At 66.3% G+C, this 17,500-nt stretch carries 20 protein-coding genes and 1 pseudogene; 10 read left to right on the top strand and 11 right to left on the bottom strand.

Annotated features, from left to right (window positions below):
• On the top strand, window positions 1-617 hold a 617-nt coding region (locus tag AC5RTT_RS17030), incomplete at its 5' end, for a methyltransferase domain-containing protein (RefSeq protein ID WP_494146183.1).
• Between the two features lie 12 nt (window positions 618-629).
• On the opposite strand, the gene AC5RTT_RS17025 is transcribed toward AC5RTT_RS17030, so the two are convergent.
• On the bottom strand, window positions 630-980 hold the full coding sequence (locus AC5RTT_RS17025; RefSeq protein ID WP_494146182.1) for a hypothetical protein: 351 nt from the start codon (window positions 978-980) through the stop codon (window positions 630-632).
• Window positions 981-1,258: 278 nt separating this feature from the next.
• On the bottom strand, window positions 1,259-2,062 hold the full coding sequence (locus AC5RTT_RS17020; protein ID WP_494146181.1) for an alpha/beta fold hydrolase: 804 nt from the start codon (window positions 2,060-2,062) through the stop codon (window positions 1,259-1,261).
• 158 nt (window positions 2,063-2,220) lie between these two features.
• On the opposite strand from AC5RTT_RS17020, the gene AC5RTT_RS17015 reads away from it, so the two are divergent.
• Window positions 2,221-3,468 (top strand): S8 family serine peptidase, encoded by a 1,248-nt coding sequence (locus AC5RTT_RS17015; protein ID WP_494146180.1) that lies wholly within the window; start codon window positions 2,221-2,223, stop codon window positions 3,466-3,468.
• A 31-nt stretch (window positions 3,469-3,499) separates the two neighbouring features.
• The gene (locus tag AC5RTT_RS17010) at window positions 3,500-4,201 is read left to right on the top strand and encodes a hypothetical protein (RefSeq protein ID WP_494146179.1); all 702 of its coding nucleotides are present in this window, start codon (window positions 3,500-3,502) and stop codon (window positions 4,199-4,201) included.
• On the opposite strand, the gene AC5RTT_RS17005 is transcribed toward AC5RTT_RS17010, so the two are convergent.
• Entirely contained in the window at window positions 4,198-5,322 is a 1,125-nt protein-coding gene (locus tag AC5RTT_RS17005; protein ID WP_494146178.1) for a hypothetical protein, read from the bottom strand. The two genes, AC5RTT_RS17010 and AC5RTT_RS17005, sit on opposite strands and share 4 nt — an antisense overlap.
• Before the next feature lie 258 nt (window positions 5,323-5,580).
• Between AC5RTT_RS17005 and AC5RTT_RS17000 the strand changes: the two genes are divergently transcribed.
• Window positions 5,581-6,456 (top strand): NmrA/HSCARG family protein, encoded by an 876-nt coding sequence (locus AC5RTT_RS17000; RefSeq protein ID WP_494146177.1) that lies wholly within the window; start codon window positions 5,581-5,583, stop codon window positions 6,454-6,456.
• A 79-nt stretch (window positions 6,457-6,535) separates the two neighbouring features.
• On the opposite strand, the gene AC5RTT_RS16995 is transcribed toward AC5RTT_RS17000, so the two are convergent.
• Complete coding sequence (locus AC5RTT_RS16995) at window positions 6,536-6,874, bottom strand: hypothetical protein (protein ID WP_494146176.1); 339 nt, start codon at window positions 6,872-6,874, stop codon at window positions 6,536-6,538.
• Between the two features lie 391 nt (window positions 6,875-7,265).
• Between AC5RTT_RS16995 and AC5RTT_RS16990 the strand changes: the two genes are divergently transcribed.
• The 4 genes and pseudogenes from AC5RTT_RS16990 (at window position 7,266) to AC5RTT_RS16975 (ending at window position 9,289) form a co-directional block, all read left to right on the top strand.
• Window positions 7,266-7,496: a hypothetical protein gene (locus AC5RTT_RS16990; RefSeq protein WP_494146175.1), complete on the top strand. Its 231-nt coding sequence runs from the start codon at window positions 7,266-7,268 to the stop codon at window positions 7,494-7,496.
• Between the two features lie 80 nt (window positions 7,497-7,576).
• Window positions 7,577-7,972 (top strand): annotated as a pseudogene (locus AC5RTT_RS16985) (DUF2087 domain-containing protein); the annotation flags it as partial.
• Window positions 7,873-8,313 carry a cytidine/deoxycytidylate deaminase family protein gene (locus tag AC5RTT_RS16980; RefSeq protein ID WP_494146184.1) on the top strand — a complete coding sequence of 147 codons (441 nt, stop codon included), beginning with the start codon at window positions 7,873-7,875 and terminating at the stop codon, window positions 8,311-8,313. The pseudogene AC5RTT_RS16985 and the gene AC5RTT_RS16980, both read left to right, overlap by 100 nt.
• A gap of 175 nt (window positions 8,314-8,488) precedes the next feature.
• Window positions 8,489-9,289, top strand: coding sequence for a VanW family protein (locus tag AC5RTT_RS16975; RefSeq protein WP_494146174.1), 801 nt, complete (start codon window positions 8,489-8,491; stop codon window positions 9,287-9,289).
• Here AC5RTT_RS16975 and AC5RTT_RS16970 read toward each other — a convergent pair.
• The 3 genes from AC5RTT_RS16970 to AC5RTT_RS16960 all read right to left on the bottom strand — a co-directional run bounded on the left by AC5RTT_RS16970 (window position 9,286) and on the right by AC5RTT_RS16960 (window position 12,541).
• On the bottom strand, window positions 9,286-9,768 hold the full coding sequence (locus tag AC5RTT_RS16970) for a DUF4231 domain-containing protein (RefSeq protein WP_494146173.1): 483 nt from the start codon (window positions 9,766-9,768) through the stop codon (window positions 9,286-9,288). The genes AC5RTT_RS16975 and AC5RTT_RS16970 overlap by 4 nt on opposite strands.
• Before the next feature lie 25 nt (window positions 9,769-9,793).
• Window positions 9,794-10,930 (bottom strand): toll/interleukin-1 receptor domain-containing protein, encoded by a 1,137-nt coding sequence (locus AC5RTT_RS16965; protein ID WP_494146172.1) that lies wholly within the window; start codon window positions 10,928-10,930, stop codon window positions 9,794-9,796.
• Window positions 10,931-11,038: 108 nt separating this feature from the next.
• The gene (locus AC5RTT_RS16960; protein WP_494146171.1) at window positions 11,039-12,541 is read right to left on the bottom strand and encodes a S8 family serine peptidase; all 1,503 of its coding nucleotides are present in this window, start codon (window positions 12,539-12,541) and stop codon (window positions 11,039-11,041) included.
• Between the two features lie 343 nt (window positions 12,542-12,884).
• Here AC5RTT_RS16960 and AC5RTT_RS16955 point away from each other — a divergent pair, with 343 nt between their 5' ends.
• Window positions 12,885-13,904, top strand: coding sequence for a metallophosphoesterase family protein (locus tag AC5RTT_RS16955; RefSeq protein WP_494146170.1), 1,020 nt, complete (start codon window positions 12,885-12,887; stop codon window positions 13,902-13,904).
• Between the two features lie 22 nt (window positions 13,905-13,926).
• Here AC5RTT_RS16955 and AC5RTT_RS16950 read toward each other — a convergent pair whose 3' ends face one another.
• Window positions 13,927-14,766: an alpha/beta fold hydrolase gene (locus tag AC5RTT_RS16950; RefSeq protein WP_494146169.1), complete on the bottom strand. Its 840-nt coding sequence runs from the start codon at window positions 14,764-14,766 to the stop codon at window positions 13,927-13,929.
• Between the two features lie 83 nt (window positions 14,767-14,849).
• Between AC5RTT_RS16950 and AC5RTT_RS16945 the strand changes: the two genes are divergently transcribed.
• A complete protein-coding gene (locus tag AC5RTT_RS16945; RefSeq protein ID WP_494146168.1) occupies window positions 14,850-15,320 on the top strand; it encodes a MarR family winged helix-turn-helix transcriptional regulator in 471 nt (156 codons plus the stop codon).
• 98 nt (window positions 15,321-15,418) lie between these two features.
• On the opposite strand, the gene AC5RTT_RS16940 is transcribed toward AC5RTT_RS16945, so the two are convergent.
• From AC5RTT_RS16940 to AC5RTT_RS16930, 3 genes are all read right to left on the bottom strand, one after another.
• Window positions 15,419-15,799, bottom strand: coding sequence for a hypothetical protein (locus tag AC5RTT_RS16940; RefSeq protein WP_494146167.1), 381 nt, complete (start codon window positions 15,797-15,799; stop codon window positions 15,419-15,421).
• A gap of 90 nt (window positions 15,800-15,889) precedes the next feature.
• Complete coding sequence (locus tag AC5RTT_RS16935) at window positions 15,890-16,384, bottom strand: GNAT family N-acetyltransferase (protein WP_494146166.1); 495 nt, start codon at window positions 16,382-16,384, stop codon at window positions 15,890-15,892.
• Complete coding sequence (locus tag AC5RTT_RS16930) at window positions 16,381-17,250, bottom strand: ribokinase (RefSeq protein WP_494146165.1); 870 nt, start codon at window positions 17,248-17,250, stop codon at window positions 16,381-16,383. Before AC5RTT_RS16930 ends, AC5RTT_RS16935 begins: the two co-directional genes overlap by 4 nt.
• Window positions 17,251-17,500 lie beyond the last annotated feature (250 nt).

Raw genomic sequence — 17,500 nt, 5'->3', positions numbered from 1 at the left:
GGCTACGGCGCCACCGCCAGGCGGCTCGCTGCGGCACGCAAGGTCAGTGTCACCGGCTTCACGCTTTCCGCCGAGCAGGCCCGCTACGCCGCCGCTCATCCGGCACCGGACGTGACATCCGGGTCCGCGACTGGCTGGCCAACGGGCTGGCGGATGTCTCAGTTGACGCTGCATGGGCGATTGAGTCCAGCGAGCACATGGTGGACAAGCCCAGGTTCTTCGCCGAGGCGCACCGCGTGCTTTCGCCCGGCGGCCGCCTGGTTGTCTGTGCGTGGCTCGCCGACGCTGGTGCCGGCGGCTGGAAGGTCCGTCACCTGCTGGAACCGATCTGCCGCGAAGGGCGCCTGCCGTCGATGGGCACGCGCGAGGAGTACGAGGCGATGGCAACCGCGACGGGCTTCACGGTCACCGGCTATGAGGACGTCAGCCCCCGCGTTGCCCGCACCTGGTCCATCTGCGCTGGCCGGCTGCTGAAGGCTTTGGTGGTCGACGGCGGGACGCGCCGCGTCGCCCTCGGCGCACGCAACCGCGGCGCCGTCCTGAGCATTCCCCGCATGATCCTGGCCTACCGCACCGGTGCTATGCGCTATGGGATCTTCACACTGACCAAGGCTTAAGTGCTCAGCCTTCTATTCTGAATGCCTGTCTCCGGCTGAACCTTCTTTGAGCCATAAGGTGTCGTCCTCGACCCGGTCCAGTTCATCCGCTGCAAAGTAGGCGTGGCCCGTCAAGAAGCCGGACTTATCGACTTCCACATAACCGATCCGCAGCAGCCTCTCCGCCGTATGGTGGGGCAACTTTGACGCCGCAGCAAAAGCGGCAATCCCGGTGTTGACGAGGCCCCCTGTTTCCGGGTCAATCTGCCCTTCCGCGGTAATGGCCTGGGGATCACCCATTTTCAGGTCCTTGACCTTGCCGACCTTTTTCCCATCAGACGCCACGACGTGCATTCCTTCACGCACCTGTTCGATGACCTCCATGGCTTCTCCTTCGGGCCGCAACCAATGGGGATAACAGCCAGTGTAGGACTGCCGGGCCGCCAGTAATAGAGGGGGGAACCGGGCTGATGCAGGGGCCTACCCTTGCTCCCGGCGGGCGGTTGGTTAGCTGCCCGGGGCGATTGTATGGAGTCCTGCTTGCGTTGCTGCCTTTACGAGCTCCCTGTCGGCGGGATCAGGGTGGCGGCAATTTCACCATTGTTTGTGACGTCGATGGTTTCACCGTTCTTGACGCGTTCCAGCCAGCTGAAGCGGCTGCTCTAATGCTGGGTGTGCCGATTGATGAACTCGAGCACGGCAGGGCCGGCCGGGTCAATCAAGTGTCCGCCCGGCACCAGAACCGTCTCCGTGTTCGGGAGAAGCTCGGAAAGCCGCTGATTGACGGCATGCAGGACATCAGGGGAATCTTCCGCGGAAACGATCAGAGTGGGTTGCGTTATATCCCCAGCCTCCTGCTGGCTCAGTTCGAGCGGATCGCGGCTGAGGTCCATGCCCCGGCCGGCGGCTTCGGCCAGGACGGCCGGGCTGGTCCCGGCGAAGTGGAGTTGCAGGTGGGCCGGCAATGAATCCCACACCTCGCCGCCAAGAGCCTCGCGGAGGATGACCTCGGATGCAACGGCGGGGTCCCCGGCCGCTGCGGCCAGCATCTTCCCGCGCAGTTGCCGGGCCCAGCCGGCAGCCTGCGGGTCCGCTGTGACCATCGCAGGCTCCAGCAACACCAGCGCCCTGACCTGCCCAGGCCGGCGGCGGGCAAGCTCGAGGGCGACCACACCCCCGGAGCTGCGTCCGACCACCACGGCGGGCGCCGCCGCTGCTTCCTCGAGCAGCGCGGCGGCATCCTGGACGTGATCGTGGAGATCGAGCGGCGCGGCGGGGTCGGCGCGCCGGCTGCGGTGGAAGCCCCTTCGGTCGTAGATGATGCACCTGCTGTGACGGCCGAGCCGCTGCGCTGCGTCCTCCCACAACACCGCGGAGCTGGGGCTCCCATGAATGCCAAGGACAGGCGTCCCCTCGCCGTGCACCTCGTAATAGATGTCGGCCCCGTGCACCGGCAGGATGGGCATGCCCTCCAGTATAAGTACCGGTTGCGAGGACTGCTGGAGGGCTGTTGTTACCCGCGGGACACCAGTCCCAAAGGGGGTCGTTCCCCGCGTTAGGGCGCGGACCAGAATTGTGGCATTTCCCCCTATCCAGCCGGTGCTTACGCGCGGAAGATGACGCTATGAAAAAGCTCGTGCTGGCCGGCTTCGCCGCTGTTGTCATGGTTGTTGGCACCCTGCTAGGCGCCGTCGTTCCGGCCGGTGCCGCGCCCGACCCCGCAATCACGGCGGGGCAGATCCTCGTGAAGTTCCGCGACGGCGGGGCGGCCGCGCGCGTGCTGCGTCAGCACGGCCTCAGCGACGGGCCCAGTGTCGGCAGCACCGGTGCACGCGTCATTACCGTACCGGCCGGGAAGGAGCTGCAGCTCATCGAAGCCCTGAGCCGGAACCCGGTGGTTGAGTATGCCGAGCAGGACTACGTGGTCACGCCGGCCTCAAACGACACCTACTTCAAAGACCAGTACGCATTGCAAAACAATGGGCAACCATTCACCAACACGGCCGGCACCATCGAGATAGCCGCCGGCACGGTGGATGCAGACGTCGACGCCGTCGAAGCGTGGAAGATCACCACCGGCAACGGCATCAAAGTGGCTGTCCTGGATTCCGGCGTCGCCACCGACAACCCCGACATCAATCCGAAGGTGGTTGCACGGGCCAACTTCACCACATCGAGGAACAACGAGGACAACTACGGCCACGGCACGCACGTTGCCGGCATCGTTGCCGCGACGGCAGATAACGGCATTGGTGTCGCCGGCGTGTGCTCGGGCTGCACCATTCTTGCCGGCAAAGTCCTCAGCGACTCTGGGATGGGGTCCAGCTCAGGCCTCGCGAACGGCATCAACTGGGCGGTCAAGAGTGGAGCGAAGGTCATCAACATGAGCCTCGCCGTCGGGTCGTCAACCACTCTGCAAACCGCGGTGAATAACGCCTGGAATGCGAACGTGGTGCTCGTTGCTGCAGCCGGCAACGGAGGTAGCACCACCATGATGTATCCGGGCGCGTACGCCAACGTCATTGGCGTGGGGGCGACCAACAACGAGGACAAGAAGGCAACGTTCTCCACTTATGGCCCGTGGGTGGATGTCGCAGCGCCAGGGGTCAGCGTCTACTCCACCTTCCCCAACCACAGGTTTGTTATTGCCCGGGAGTACAACCGTTCCCAGGGTTATGACATCGGCAGCGGCACGTCGATGTCTTCGCCGATTGTCGCTGCAGTTGCCGCCCTCGCCTGGAGTACCAACCCAGGCGTGAGCAATTCGGTAGTCCGAGCCAAAGTCGAGTCCAGTACCGACCCCGTTGGCCGCATCGGGACTGACTGGGCACATGGTCGCGTGAACGCAGAGCGCGCCGCGACGTGGCCTTAGGCCCCGGAGCGCTCTGTTACAGTCAGGCACCATGACCGCACTTCGCCCCGACACTGCCCGCACCGTCGGCTTCCTCCATACGGCGGAGGTCCACGTGGCAACGTTTGAGGCCCTGGCCCGGGAGCTCCTGCCCTCCGCCGTCATAGTTCACCGTGTGGATCCCGAAGCGCTGGAGCTTTCCCGGCGGGACACGACGGCGGAGAGCGTACGGGCCGTCGTCGCCGCCCACCTCGCGGCACTTCACGGCGACGGGTGTGAGGTTGTGCTCTGCACCTGCTCCACTCTTGGCGGTATTGCGGAGGAACTGTCGGGGGACGGCCTGAAGGTCATCCGGATCGACCGGCCGATGCTCCGCCGGGCCGCAACCCTCGGACCGCGGATCGGCGTCCTGGTGGCCCTCACCAGCACCGTCGAACCAACCACCCGCCTCCTCGCCGAGGAGGCTGCGGAAGCGGGAACAGGCATCACCGTCGAGGTCAACGTCGTAGAAGGCGCTTGGGACGCTTTCCTGGCAGGCGATTCGGATGCTTATCACGCAAGCATCGCCGAGGCGGCGCGTGCGCTCGCAGGCCGCTGCGACGTCGTCGTCCTCGCCCAGGCCAGCATGGAACCTGCGGCCGCCCTCCTGGCAGTGCTTGAAACACCCGTCCTCACGAGCCCCCGCTCCGCCGTCGAAGCCGTCGCCGCCTTCATCCGGTCCCGCGTACCCGCCGGGACCACGGGCACTATCTAACGCACGCGGATGTTCGACGCGTGCCCGGGGACGTCCAGTGGCTCCATGTCTGCGGCCCGGGTCTGCAGCAGGCACCATTTGCGCAGCGGCATGCCGAGTAGCTGTGGCAGAGACCCGTGGTGCTGCTTCACCAGTGGCGTCCCCACCGCCCCGAACAAGGAAACGCTGATGCCTGCATCACCGTGAAGCAATGGGTCCGCGAGCACCGCGACCCAAGCCGTTTCGAGCGCCTTCGCCGCGGCCTCGGCACTGCCGTTGACACCTTGGAAGCTCCTGGTCAGATGGGCGTGCATCCGCTGGTGGTCGGTGAGAGCCGGAGCTTTGGCGGTTGTCGCCTTCGGTGCCGAACCTGTGGCTTGCGCAGCGATGGCAGCGAAAGGACGCTGCGTGCGCTGGTCATCTGCAGGCGCAAAGGCCGCCATTAGGTCCGCGAGCTCCTCGTGCAGCGCGGCGATCTGGCGGTGGATCGCGCTGATCCGCTGGGCCCGGCTCGCGTTCTCGCTCTGTTTCGAACCCTGAAGCCTGGCTTTCACATCAGCCGGAAGGCTGGTGCGGAACAGCGCACATAGTGCGGCGGCGAGGCCAAGCCGCGTCCCGCCGTCGGGCAGGATAAGCGGCGCGGGACTGGTGGCGGTCGAAAGAACAGTGACCAGGTCCGGCAGGCTGCCGTAGACCCTGCCCCAGCGGATGCGCTCAATGGCGGTCCGCTCATCCACCTGCGGGGAATATACGCTCTGCATGAGGCGCAACTGCACGGGGTCGAAGCCCGGGAAGTGCTCCGGGAGGATCGAGATCCGCAGGGCCGCCCGGACGGCGTCGAGCTGCCGCGATACCTGCTCCACGGGGTTGGCCACCATCAGCCCGCCCTCCAGTTGCCACCGCGTGCCCGTGTCGGCCGCAGAGACGACGCGCTGGGGGAAGCCCTTCCACTCGCTGACCATCAGCGTCCCGTGCCGGGTGTTGTAGAAGAACCAGTCCACCTCCGCCACCGGCCTACCCGGTGCATCGACCCGGCAGTTGCTGAACGCCCAGACGTCGTCGTCGAGCAGGTCGCTGAGCTTGGCAACATCGCGTGGGGAGGGGCGGTGGGCAGCTGAATTGGCGGAAGGAAAGTGCAGCAACGATGGCCTTCTGGGGAGCTCAGCCAGCCAAGGGACCCCCACGCCCAAAACCAGTCGCGCCTCATGCGCTACGTCATCATCACTGGAGCGGCGGTCCGGCCGCAAGGCCTATCCGGCGTTCGGCTCCCGTACTGCGGTCAGGGGAGCGGACCTCCTGCCCGGACTACCGGGAATCGTACAATGCGGGCGGGCTCACGCGGCAGAACACTGAGATGTTTTCAGGGTCCGCATTCCTCAGCGCAAGTGCCATACTGAGCCATGGTTTCTTCCTCTGGCGGGAGCACTCCCGGCGTGATTGCGGTGGTCGGCGCGACGGGGCGGCAGGGATCGGCCGTGACCCGGCACCTTCTTGGCGATGGATGGCAGGTGCGGGCCCTGACCAGGAACCCGTCGGGCGAAGTGGCCCGGGCGCTGCAGGCGCTCGGGGCAGAGGTCCGGCAAGCGGACACCGAGGATCCTGCTTCCCTCCGAAGGGTGCTCGGGGACGTGTACGGGCTCTTCAACGTGCAGAATCCAATGACCAGCAGCCTCGACGCCGAGATCCGGCAGGGCAGCAACGTGGCGGCAGCCGCCGCAGAGGCCGGCGTCCGGCACGTTGTGTACGGTGCGGCCGGAGTCGGGGAAGACAAGACAGGCGTGGGTTCCTGGGATTCGAAGCTGGGCATCGCCAAGCGGTTCCGTGACCTGGGGTTGCCGCTCACCGTGCTCCGGCCGATGGCGTTCATGGAACTCATGACCGACAAAGGGTACTACCCGCCCGTCTCCACCTGGCACCTGATGCCGAAGCTGATGGGGCCGTCGCGGCCCGTCGGATGGCTTTGTGTTGACGACTTGGGGGCCATCGCCGCCAGGGTGTTTGCGGATCCTGACCGGTGGACAGGGTCCGTGCTGGGCCTAGTGTCCGACATCCAGTCGATCGACGCGTGCCGGGGGCTGTGGAAGGAACGGACCGGGAAGAAACCCCGGGGCTTCCCCATGCCGGTCTGGCTCTTTGAACGCTTCGTGGGAACTGACCTCGTCACCATGTGGCGGTGGCTGCGGACGGAACGCTTCGACATGAGCACCAACACCACCCGGGAAATCCTCCCCGAAGCCCTGACCGTGCGGCAGTGGCTGGACCGGCAAAGCCCGTAGCGGGACTTTTCCAATGAACGCGGATGTGACCAACACCCCGTGGGCGGCTCGACCACGGGGTGCTGCTCACGCCGGGGTGCTAACCGAAGACCTCCGCCAGTTCCGCACAATTGTGGAACGGCGAGATCGGGTGGGCGGGGACGAACAGGTGGCCGGCCTGGAGGAGTGCCATGCCTGCCCTGCCGGTGTGCGCGTGCTCGTGGTGGGCGTTGAGTCCCAGCGCTTTGCCACCGGCCACGTCGATGCACTTGTGGTAGCCGACGGGTTCGCCATTCTCCCACTGCACGCCGAGGACGAGCATGTGGCCGTGAAGCGGCGGTGTGCCGGCGCCCCCGTCCGCCGGGGCCGCCTGTGCCGGACCGGCGGCTCCGACCATCATCAAGGCCACTGCCCCGAAGAATGCTGCTGTCTTACGCATAGTGTTGCTCCTTTCCACGCTCTGCGGCCAGGTTGCAAGACGCGCCCAGGGACCGAAGAGTCATGATCAAAGTAGCCCCGAGGACGCGCCGCCACAATGGTTTTCGGACATCCAGACGGCGATGAACCACAGCCCCGGGAAGCGCGTTGGTCAGTCCGCAAAGTGTCCGCGGGACACCCATCAAGCCCTGGTCCCGCCGCCATCGTTCCAGTCTGCTCGCAGTGCCCTGCAGGGCGGTTGCTGCGTACGGAACGCTTCGACATGAGCACCAACACGACCCGGGAAATCCTTCCAGAGGCCCTGACCGTCCGGCAGTGGCTGGACCGGCAAAGCCTGTAGGTGACACGGACTTGGCCTCCTATCCCAACGTCCTTCGTGGAAGACTTCGCGTATGGACATCGAGCAATGGTGGACAAGACTGCGGCCAGCTACGCAGGAATGGCTGATTGAGAACAACGGCGGCGTGGTGCCGGAAGAAGTGGTGGCCGAGATCGCCCACGCCGGGGGACCGGCCAGCACCGACCCATGGTGGGCCGGCCCGGGCGAAGAACCGGGCCACTATTTCCCGGACGAAGCCGTTGATTGGGTCGAGGCGATGGCGAATGATGAGAACCCTGTTTAGGAAGAGGCTGCCCGCTGCAGCCATGGGAGGTGGCCTTGAACGGAGTCTCTGGTCTGAGCGGACCGCACTGGCGCAGGGTCATGGCTGCGCTCGCCAGCCGGGAGGCGCGGACAGCGTACGCGCAGATTGTGCTCGGTGAAGAGGTCCTTCCCGGTGCGAAAGAACAGCGGCGCTCCAAAGCCATCGGGATGCTGCTGGAAGCCGGTCTGGTCGAGTGGTCAGGCGGCAAGGGCCTTGAGGCGACGGACGCGGTCTTCCGGGATCTCCTGTCGCAGCACCCGAAGCGCCAGCCCAAGACCGGGGTGGACCGCTTCCTGCGGCTAGGCCGGATCGACCGGTACCCGGCCAGCCCTGCCGACCGGCGCGAGCTTCTGGCCTGGGTGGTTGGCCAGGCCATCCGGCCGGGGGAGGACCTTACGGAGCGGCAGGTGAACGAGCGGCTCCTGAACTACACGGACGACGTCGTGTTGTTGCGCAGGTATCTCGTCGACTTCGAGTTGCTCGAGAGGACGGCGTCGGGGTCCTCGTACCGGCGGCCAGCCGACGAGCCTGCGTAAAAACCGCATGCGAGAAAAGCTACCGGGACACCACGCTCTACACCACCCTCGCCCCGTGTGCCACGTGCGCCGGAAGCATCATCCAGTTCAAGGTCCCCCGCGTGGGGGTCGGGGAAGCAAGGACGTTCGACGGCGAACTCGAGCTTTTGCGCTCACGCGGGGTTGGGGTTGTGGTCCTGGATGATCAGCGGTGCGTGGACATGATGCGCGGTTTCCAGTCCGCCCACCCTGAACTCTGGTCCGAGGATATCGCCGAGTAATAGCGGCTAACTGGCCTCAAGCACTCCTGGGGAGTAGATTTCCCGTTGTCACCCACCGTCGGGGATGATCTGTCCGGCGGCGGAGGTCCGTACATCAGGGCGCCCCTTGGGCCTTGTTATTGGGGAAACAGTGCCACGGAAGCTGTTCTGCGAAATCTCGCCACTTACGTACCGCATGTCTGTCCAGCGCATGATCCTCAACCGGCGAGTCCAGGATCTCCTCTCCACCGCCGTCTTCGCCCGCCAGCGGCATGAAGAACCCCTGCCTGCACTCGTGTACCGCCACAATTCCTTGATCCGGCGGAAGCTCGGCAATGTCGACCTGCACCTGCAGGAGAACAAGGCGGTGAGCCTCGGCATTGCGGCGCCCCTGGTGAACTCAGTGGTGATCCGCCCGGGGGAGACCTTCTCCTTCTGGAAGCTCGTCGGCAGCTGTACGGAAGCCAAGGGATACCGGGAAGGCCTGGTCATCAATCATGGCCGCCCGGACTCGGGCATCGGGGGAGGGCTGTGCCAGTTCACCAACCTCCTGCACTGGATGGTCCTGCACAGTGAACTGACGGTAGTGGAACACCACCATCACGGCGACCTGGACTTGTTCCCGGACTTCAACCGCCAGATCCCGTTCGGCTCGGGGACCTCGATCATCTACAACTACCTGGACTACCGGGTCCGCAACGACACTGGCCAGGCCTACCAGTTCCTGGTCAGCACTACAGATGAACACTTGTGCGGCGAGCTCCGCGCCGAGCGGGTCCCGGACGTGAAGTTCCACATCCGGGAAGAAGACGCCTACTTTTACGAAGCAGAAGGAAAGGTTTACCGCCACAACAGGGTGATGCGCCTGACCAGGGACAAGATCACCGGGCTGGTGACATCAAAGAAACTGGTCATCGAGAACAACGCTTTGGTCCTCTATGACCGGGCATTGATCAATTCCCCGATCCTCGCTGTTCCACCCCTTTCCGCGGCCTAACCCCCTTCCGAACCCTTCGGCGCCTGCTGCTGGCTGGTGGTCCACTTGGCGTGCTCCTGGGAGATCAGGCCCTCGATCCGCTCCGCCAGCTGCCGGTGCCGGTCCGCGCTGAGGTAGGGTCCGGCCTTGGCCAGGTACAGGTAGCGTTCGTGCTTGAGGGCTTCGGCGGTGGAGCGGTACGTGATCCAGCGCTCCTGGAACTGGTAGAGGTGCTGGGCGCCTTCCAGGACCACGATGACGGCGGCCAGCGTACCCGTCACCAGGGCCGGGCTGCCGATGCCAGCCACCACCGGCAGTGCCGCCGCGACCGCCAGCTCCAGGAGCTTCAGCCATTTGTAGCGCCGCTGGTTGTCCCCGCTCCTGCTGTCATACCAGGTGATCTGGTCCTCCAGCCGGTCCCACGTGGGATCCGCCGTGGCAGGCGGAGGGACGGCTTTGATCCGCCGTGCCCGTACCGGTCCTTCCTCACCGCGCTCCATCCGCTTCCCCTTCAACCGACGCCGGCTATTCGGCCAGGACGAAGAACACCTGCCACCTGTCCGGGCAGAAGCGTTCCCCGGCCAGCACGTAGCAGGGCCAGATTTTCCACGAGCCTGCACTGTCGATCAGGACCCGGCCCTGGGCGTTGACGGTTTCGCCGGGCTCCAGGACCTTCCCTTCATTCATGTCCTCGGTATCCCGGTGGTCATCAGCCGGATCCCGCACCCCCACAAACGTGTACTCCAGCTCGAGGCGCTGGTCCGTGGTGTTCGTCAGGGCATAGCTCACCGTGACGGTGTCACCCACCCGGGGAGACTCAGGATCGCGGCGGCTTGCCGCCTGCAGCCCCGTCAGGCGCAGCCCGTCTTCGCTGGTCACCGGCGAGGAGTCGATTTCGATTCCGCCCCCTGCCTGGACCGGCGCTCCGCCGCCCGAGTTGGCATCCGGCGACGATCTGGGCTGCAGGTTGGCCACGAGAAGGACCAGCAGGAGGACCACGACGACGACGGCGGCCGCCCCGCCCAGGATCAACACCCGCTTGGGGAGGGGCCGGCGCTGCCTGTCCCCGGGTTGGGGTGCGGCCGGAACCGGCCCGGGCGTCTCCTGCTCCGCCGCAGCGGACGCGGCGCTTACCGCCCCGGCCGCCATCCCGCCGTCGTCCTGGTTTCTCCGCACTTCGGCAAGGGTGGTGTCCAGGACCTTGAAGAGCCGGCTGGTATCGAACTCGAAGCGCGCAGGGCTGAACTCGAGCGCCTGCCGACGCGTTAGCCGGGACAGGCTGTCCGGCAGCTCGTCGGCCCGCGGCATCCTCGCCTTGTCCACCAGGATCGGGATCACCCGGACGTTGCGGGTCAGGGCGGCCTGGACCTCGAGGCGCACAAAGTCGTCAGGATCGTCGAGCCGGCGCCGGCCGTGCTCATCGGCGATGGTGAGCCACTCATCGCCGATCAGCACGAGCACCACGTCGCAGGAACCGACAGCACGGGTAATCGCCTCGACGAAGTCGTCGCCCAGCTGGATGGAATCGACGTCCTTGAAGACCTGCCCGCCGCCGTACCGGTCAGCCAGCCGGTCATACAGCCAGCCGGCCGGGTACGCAGTCTCTTCCCGCCGGTAGCTGATGAAGATCCGGCCCGTCGCATTCGGGGGAGAATCTGCCATTGCCCACGCCCTTATGACCGAGCCAGACCCCGAGGTCATTACACCGCCGGGGGCGTTACTGGCGCGTTACCGCCGGGTGGAGCGTGCCCCAGCCGGTTGGCAGGGCCGTCAGCTGATGGCGGTCATGACGTTCCAGCCGTCGCCGACTTTGATGCGCCAGCCGAAGAGGCCGTTGCCGGTGCCGGGGTAGGTCCAGAGGGTGCCGTTGGAGTCCCGGGCGACGAGGTCGGGTTTGCCGTCGCCGGTCAGGTCGCCGGCGGCGCTGATGGCGGTCATGACGTTCCAGCCGTCGCCGACTTTGATGCGCCAGCCGAAGAGGCCGTTGCCGGTGCCGGGGTAGGTCCAGAGGGTGCCGCCGGAGTCGCGGGCCAGCAGATCCGATTTCCCGTCTCCCGTGAAATCCCTGGCGGCCGGGAACGGAGCAGGTGCCGGGCCGATGTTGAGCAGCCGGTTTGGCGTGCCGGCCGACGCGTTGCCGATGACGCCGGGGGTGGCGGTGGAGGACAGCTCCGCTGTAACCTCCCCCGGCGTGGCCTCGGGAATCCGGGACAGGATGACGGCGGCGGCACCGGCGGCGTGGGGAGCCGCCATGGAAGTCCCGCTTACGGTGGCCGCCGCGGTGGTGGACGAATGGATGGCGGACGTGATGCCGACGCCGGGCGCATACAGGTCAACGCAGACGCCGTGGTTCGAGAACGTGGCCTGCTGGTCCGAGGAATCGCTGGCTGTGACGGTAAGCGCTTCAGCAACCCGGGCCGGGGAACTGGTGCAGGCGTCCACGCCGGAGTTTCCTGCGGCTACGGCTGCGGTGATTCCGTCCGCCATGACGCCGCGGACGGCGGTGTCCACCATAGTGCTGGCCGGACCGCCGAGGCTCAGGTTGGCCACCGCGGGAGTCCCTGCGGGGTGATGGGCCACGATCCAGTCAAGGCCGGCCACGATATCGGACATGTAGCCGTTGCCGTTGCAGTCCAGAACCCGCACGGGGACGATGGTGGCGGCCTTGGCAACCCCGTAGGTCTGGCCGGCGACGATTCCGGCAACATGGGTGCCGTGGCCGTTGCAGTCGCTGCTGCCCCGGCCGTCGGCGACGGCAGTCCAGCCTGCCTCTACCCGGCCCCCGAACTCTGTGTGCTGGGCGAGGACGCCGGAATCAATGACGTAGGCCTGGACTCCGGCCCCGGAGGACGGGGGCGTGAAGGTGCCGGAGAGCGGAAGGTTGGTTTGGTCCACCCTGTCCAGGTTCCACGGGGCCGGCTGCTGCGTATCGAAAACCTGGACGCGCTCATCCGGTTCGACGGCGGCCACGCGGGGCGAGCGGGCCAGGGCAACTGCCTGTGCTTTGGTGGCTGTCACCGCAGCTCCCCGGACCGCAGCAGAAAAGGTCCTTCCTACCTGGACGCCTTGTGACCGCAGGGACGCCGCCTCTTGGGCGACGTCGGTACCTTTGCTGAAACTGACAAGATACCGGCCACTGTCTGCGGGCTGCGGCACCACAGGTTTTGCCGCCGTCGGGATGGCTGCGGTGGCGGGCTGGGCTGCCAGCGCCACGGCAGCAACGGCCGCCAGCACCGCGCCAAGAGAGCTTCCACATCGCTGAGGGAATGACATTGGGATCTCCTAATAACCGAGGCGTCCTGGGGTGAACAGGCGCGCATGGTTACGCAGGCTGTGCCCGGCCGGGCCAGGAAACTTGCCCCCTGGCCACGCCCTATGTCTATTCCCCCCAAGCGGCTCCGGCTGAGCCCGGAGCCTGTTCCGCAGCGCAAGCTCCTGCCAAGGAAAACCAACGCTGTGAACCCGGCAATCTTAACAAGGCCGGCCTGCGAGGCACTAACCCGGGGTGCTGCACCTAGAGTGCCCGTCTGGCCTTTACGATGTATCAAAGGGTGCCGGGTCGCTCGCTGTCGGCCGCAACCCGGCAACGTTGTCTGGCTTTCCGGAGGGTTATCGGATGCACCAAGCAGTCCCGCGTCGCAGGCTCCTCCGGAGTGCGGCCGCAGCCCTCGCAGCCCTCCTGGCGATTACCGTTTCGGGATGTACCGGCGACCCGGAGCCGCCACCCGAGCCGACCCCCGCACCGGTCGATGTGCGTATCGCTGCCGTAGGTGACATGAACGGCGAGGAGAACACCGACCCGGAGAGCCCGTCAGGCCGGAACGGCGCGGCGATCACCGAACTGGTGGAGAACAACGAGATCGACGCGTTCCTGGGGCTCGGTGACTTCCAGTACGACACCGCCTACTGCGAAGACCTGGTGGACTACTGGATGCCGCTGTGGGGCGGCACGATGAGCAAGCTGTACTGGGTGACGGGCCCCAACCATGACTGGGAACCCGGCCGGAACGAGGACCTGGACAACTTCATGAACGGCCAGTGCCCGGGGTCCACGGTGAAGGCTGCCATCAACCAGGAGCTGGGGTTCATCGGAAACGGGAAGGCTTATTCGAAGGAATTCGGGAACTGGCACTTCGCCTTCCTGCCGTCCGGGCAGTGGCGGTACAACCCCCGGGAGGCTCGGGCGCTGACGAGGTGGCTGGACAGGGACCTCGCTGCCGCCAAGGAGGATGGCAAGCACCTGGCCGTGGTGCATCACGAGCCATACTTCACCTCGGACACGGACGAACATGAGCGGGCCGAGAACCACAAGCCCTGGATCGACGTGATGTGGAAGCACCGCGTCCGCCTCACACTGTCCGGGTCGCAGCACAACTACGAGCGTTCCTGTGCCGTGAACAACAGGGACCGGTGCGACGACGACGGGATCACAGCGTTCCAGGTGTCCACGGGCGGCATCGACCTCCGGCCCTTCACCAGCAGCCCGCGGTACATCGAGAAGCGGTTCAGCGACACCCACGGGTTCCTCCGGCTGACGCTGCGGACCGACGGGTCCTTCGACTGGAACTTCGTCCCGACAACCGGCGAGAGTACGGACGAAGGGTCGCGCCCGGCACCGGAGCCGGACGACAACTAGCCGGACGACGGCGGTCCCGACTTCATGCCGCGGCCCCGCGATGGCTGTAGCGGGACCAGAAATCCAGGACGTGTTGCGTGACTTCGCGCGGTGCGATCAGGAGCGGGGCCACGTGGCCGGAGCCGGTAACCCGTGCGAACCGACCGTCCGGGATGCTATCCGCCGCGCGTTCCGCCTCCTCGGGATCATTCATCGGGTCGTCGCGACCCACCAGCATCAAGGTGGGGACCTGCAGGTGCGGAAGGACCGGGCGCAGGTCAGGCCGGTGCAGCATCACCGAACGCATTGCCCAATACTTGCCGCGTCTGTTTCCCCCGCGGAAAGCTTGACTTACCGCCGCAGCAGCCGCGGGAGCTGTTTTCGCCGCATCACGCCCCGCCAGCGCCTCTACCAGTGATGCGCTGAAAGGCCCTGGACCCACGATCCGATAAAGGAATACCAGCAAAGACGTCTGCAGGCGCTCGGAACGAGGCAGGGGATAGGGCGGGGTTCCGATGGTGGTCAGCGTCCGGCAGCGGGATGGGAACCTATGGGCAAAGACAATGCCCACATGACCTCCCCATGCGTTGCCGACCCAGTCCACGGGAGCGGAGATGTTCAGGGCATCCAGGATCTCGCCGGCAGCCGTTGCGCAGTCATCCAGGGAATAACGCTTGCGCGGCCCGGGACTGGCCCCATGTCCCGGCCCGTCTACCAGGAAAAGCTCGTGCGTCCGGCCCAGCTCCTCCACGACGGCGTCGAAGGTGCTGGAATCAACAAACAGGCTGTGCCACAAGAGCGCCGGGGCGCCAGTACCCGTGCGGTGGACCATGAGCGGGCCAAGAATTGTGTCAATCATGGCCGAGGAAGTTTCCGAAGACATGCCCGCCTCCAAAGATACTTGTACAGCTGTTTCCGGCATTAAATGCTTCGGTTTCCGAAGCTTTATGGGATATAGTCTCCTCCGTGCCCTTGCCGTCGTCAAGAGATCCCCAGCGTTCACGGCTCCCCGTCGGCCAGCTCCTGGTCCGCCTGCTCGGAGAGTTCCGCCGCGAACTGCTGGACGAGGCGGACGCCCACGGTTATCCGGACATCCGCCTGGCCCATCTGCAAATCACCGGCAACATTGGGACCAAGGGAATCCGCCTCACGGGCCTGGCCGCGAGGGCCCAGCTCAGCCTGGCTGCCACATCTGAGCTGGTCAACGAGCTGCAGGAGCTGGGCTACCTGGAACGCCGACCTGATCCGGCTGATGCCCGCGCAAAGCTCATCTTTCCCACCGCCCGGGGGCTGCAGATGCTCCGGGAAGCCTCGGCTAAAGTCCGGGAGCTGGAACAGCTATGGGGTTCCTACGCGGGTGAGGAGCGCTTCGAAGCGGCACTGCAAACTCTTCAGGACGTGCTGGATGCCACCCGCCGGGCACGAAAGACAACCTGAAGGCCCAGCGACTCTCGGGAGCCTCGCAGGAAGCCGGGGCTGCCTGAGTTCGGTTCTGCGGAAGTGTTCTCCCCGGAGCGGCTCGCCATGCTTTTCGGCTACAGCCTGCGGCGGTTCAGGGCGTCGAACTGCTCCTGCCAGTCGGCCAGGTCGCGGTCCACGTAGCGCCGGTGCGCCGCGTTCCACTTGGGCATGATGTCCGGCATGAGTTCAGGAGCCGCCGGTTTTGGCGCGGGCGGTTTTGGTGCCGGCGGTTTGAGGGCCGGCGTCGCGTTCCGTGGGGGAGTAACTGGCCTGGGTGCTGGCCGGGCGGTGCGGTTCGAGCCGGCAATCGCCTGCGGGCGGGTCGCCGAGCTGACGAGGCCGGTTAGCCAAAGCATGGTCCGGCAGAAGAGCCAGATCACCCCGAAGACAACGAAGGCGGCGAGAAGGAGGCCGATCCAAAGCAGGATCCCCATAGCTGAGAAGAGCACAACCATGGACCATTTTATCTTCTGGACCCCGGCTTTGGGGCGGGAATCCGGGCATCGACCGGCTCGGTTTCGACAGGCTCAACCACCAGGCCGGCTCTAAAACTCCAGCCGGAACACCCACAGCAGAACGTCCTCGCCCGGCACGTACCAGTCGCGCTCCGGTGCCCGGCGGAAACCCAGGGACTGGTACAGAGCATGGGCGCGCTCCATGAATGTGGCGCTGGTGATGCTGATCGCGCTGATCTCAGGCAGCGACCGGGCGTGCTCGATCACGCGGCGGACCACGGCCCGCCCCACACCGCCGCCCTGGAGGGCGGGGTCCACGGCCAGCATCCGGAACTCCAGCTCGCCGTCCAGGGCGATCTCGCTGTAGGGCTGGCCGGCGAACGTCAGCGTCACCGCTGCGACCACCGAACCGGATTTCTCGGCCACCCACACCTCGGCGTGCTGGGCCCGGTGTTCCACGTCCTCGAGCACACCCATGTACGGGTGGTCGGCCGCGAAGTGCCCGGCGGAAAGGTAGGCGTCCCGCGTGACCCGCCGGACGTCGTCGTAATCCGCCGGGGCCGCCGGCCGGAACGTCAGAGTCACTGTCCGGCCACGTCCGCCCGCGAAACCCCCGCCATGTAGGAAGTCAGCGGGGCCAGCGCCGGCTGGGACGACGGGTCTCCCACGGCATCCGCGCCCACGGCGTTGGCAACGGAAAGCGCCGCGGCGTAGTCCAGCCCGGATCCGAGCGCCAGGACCAGGGCGGCGCAGAACGCGTCGCCCGCACCAATGGTGTTCACCACGGTCGCGGCGGCGGCGGGCGCCTCGGCCACCTTGCGGCCGCGCTCGAATATGGCGGACCCCTCGCCGCCGTACGTCACCGCCACCAGCTTCGCGTCAGCGAGGGCGGGAATCAGGGCGTACTCGCTCTCGTTGACGATCACCAGGTCGCAGCGCTCCAGCAGTTCCGCCGGCAGGTCCATGGCCGGCGCCGCGTTCAGCACAAAGACACCCTGCGCCTTCCGGGCAGCCTCCAGCACCACGGGCAGGCCCACCTCCAGCTGGCACAGCACCGTGTCGTCCGGGCCGAACTCCGCGCCGTCCACCGCGACGTGCGAGTTGGCGCCCGGGCACACGACAATCTGGTTTTCGCCCTCGCGGTCCACCACGATCAGCGCGGTGCCAGTCGCCCCGGGCAGGACCGCCACGTCAGCGGTGTCGACGCCGGCAGCCGCCAGGGCATCCAGCATCCGCTGGCCCTGCGCGTCCTTGCCCACCGCGCCGACCATGCGCGCGGTCCCGCCCAGCCGCGCAACGGCGGCCGCCTGGTTGGCGCCCTTGCCGCCGGGCTGTTCGGACAGCACGCCGCCGCCGATGGTTTCACCGGCGGTGGGAAGCCGCTCGGCGGTGGCGATCAGGTCCAGGTTGATGCTGCCGACCACGGTGACGGCAGGAAGTCGATTGATCATGGAAAGTCTCTTTCGGAGGGGTGCCGGAAGCGGGAGGAACAACATTCAGTGTACGGCATGGGTTGTACTTGTTAGTCATACATGGTTGTATAACAACTCGAATCTTGCCGAAAGAAATGCAAGAACGCCTGCTCGAACAAAGGAGTTTGATGTGAACACCCCAGCCCCGGCGGCCGCCGCACCTCCCGCGGACGCCGCCTCCGCCGTCGTCCTTCCCGACGGCGACGCCAAGTTCTCCGGCCGCCGCGCC

Source organism: Arthrobacter sp. Y3221157, assembly GCF_059089865.1.
This window is presented reverse-complemented; position numbering and strand designations above follow the sequence as displayed.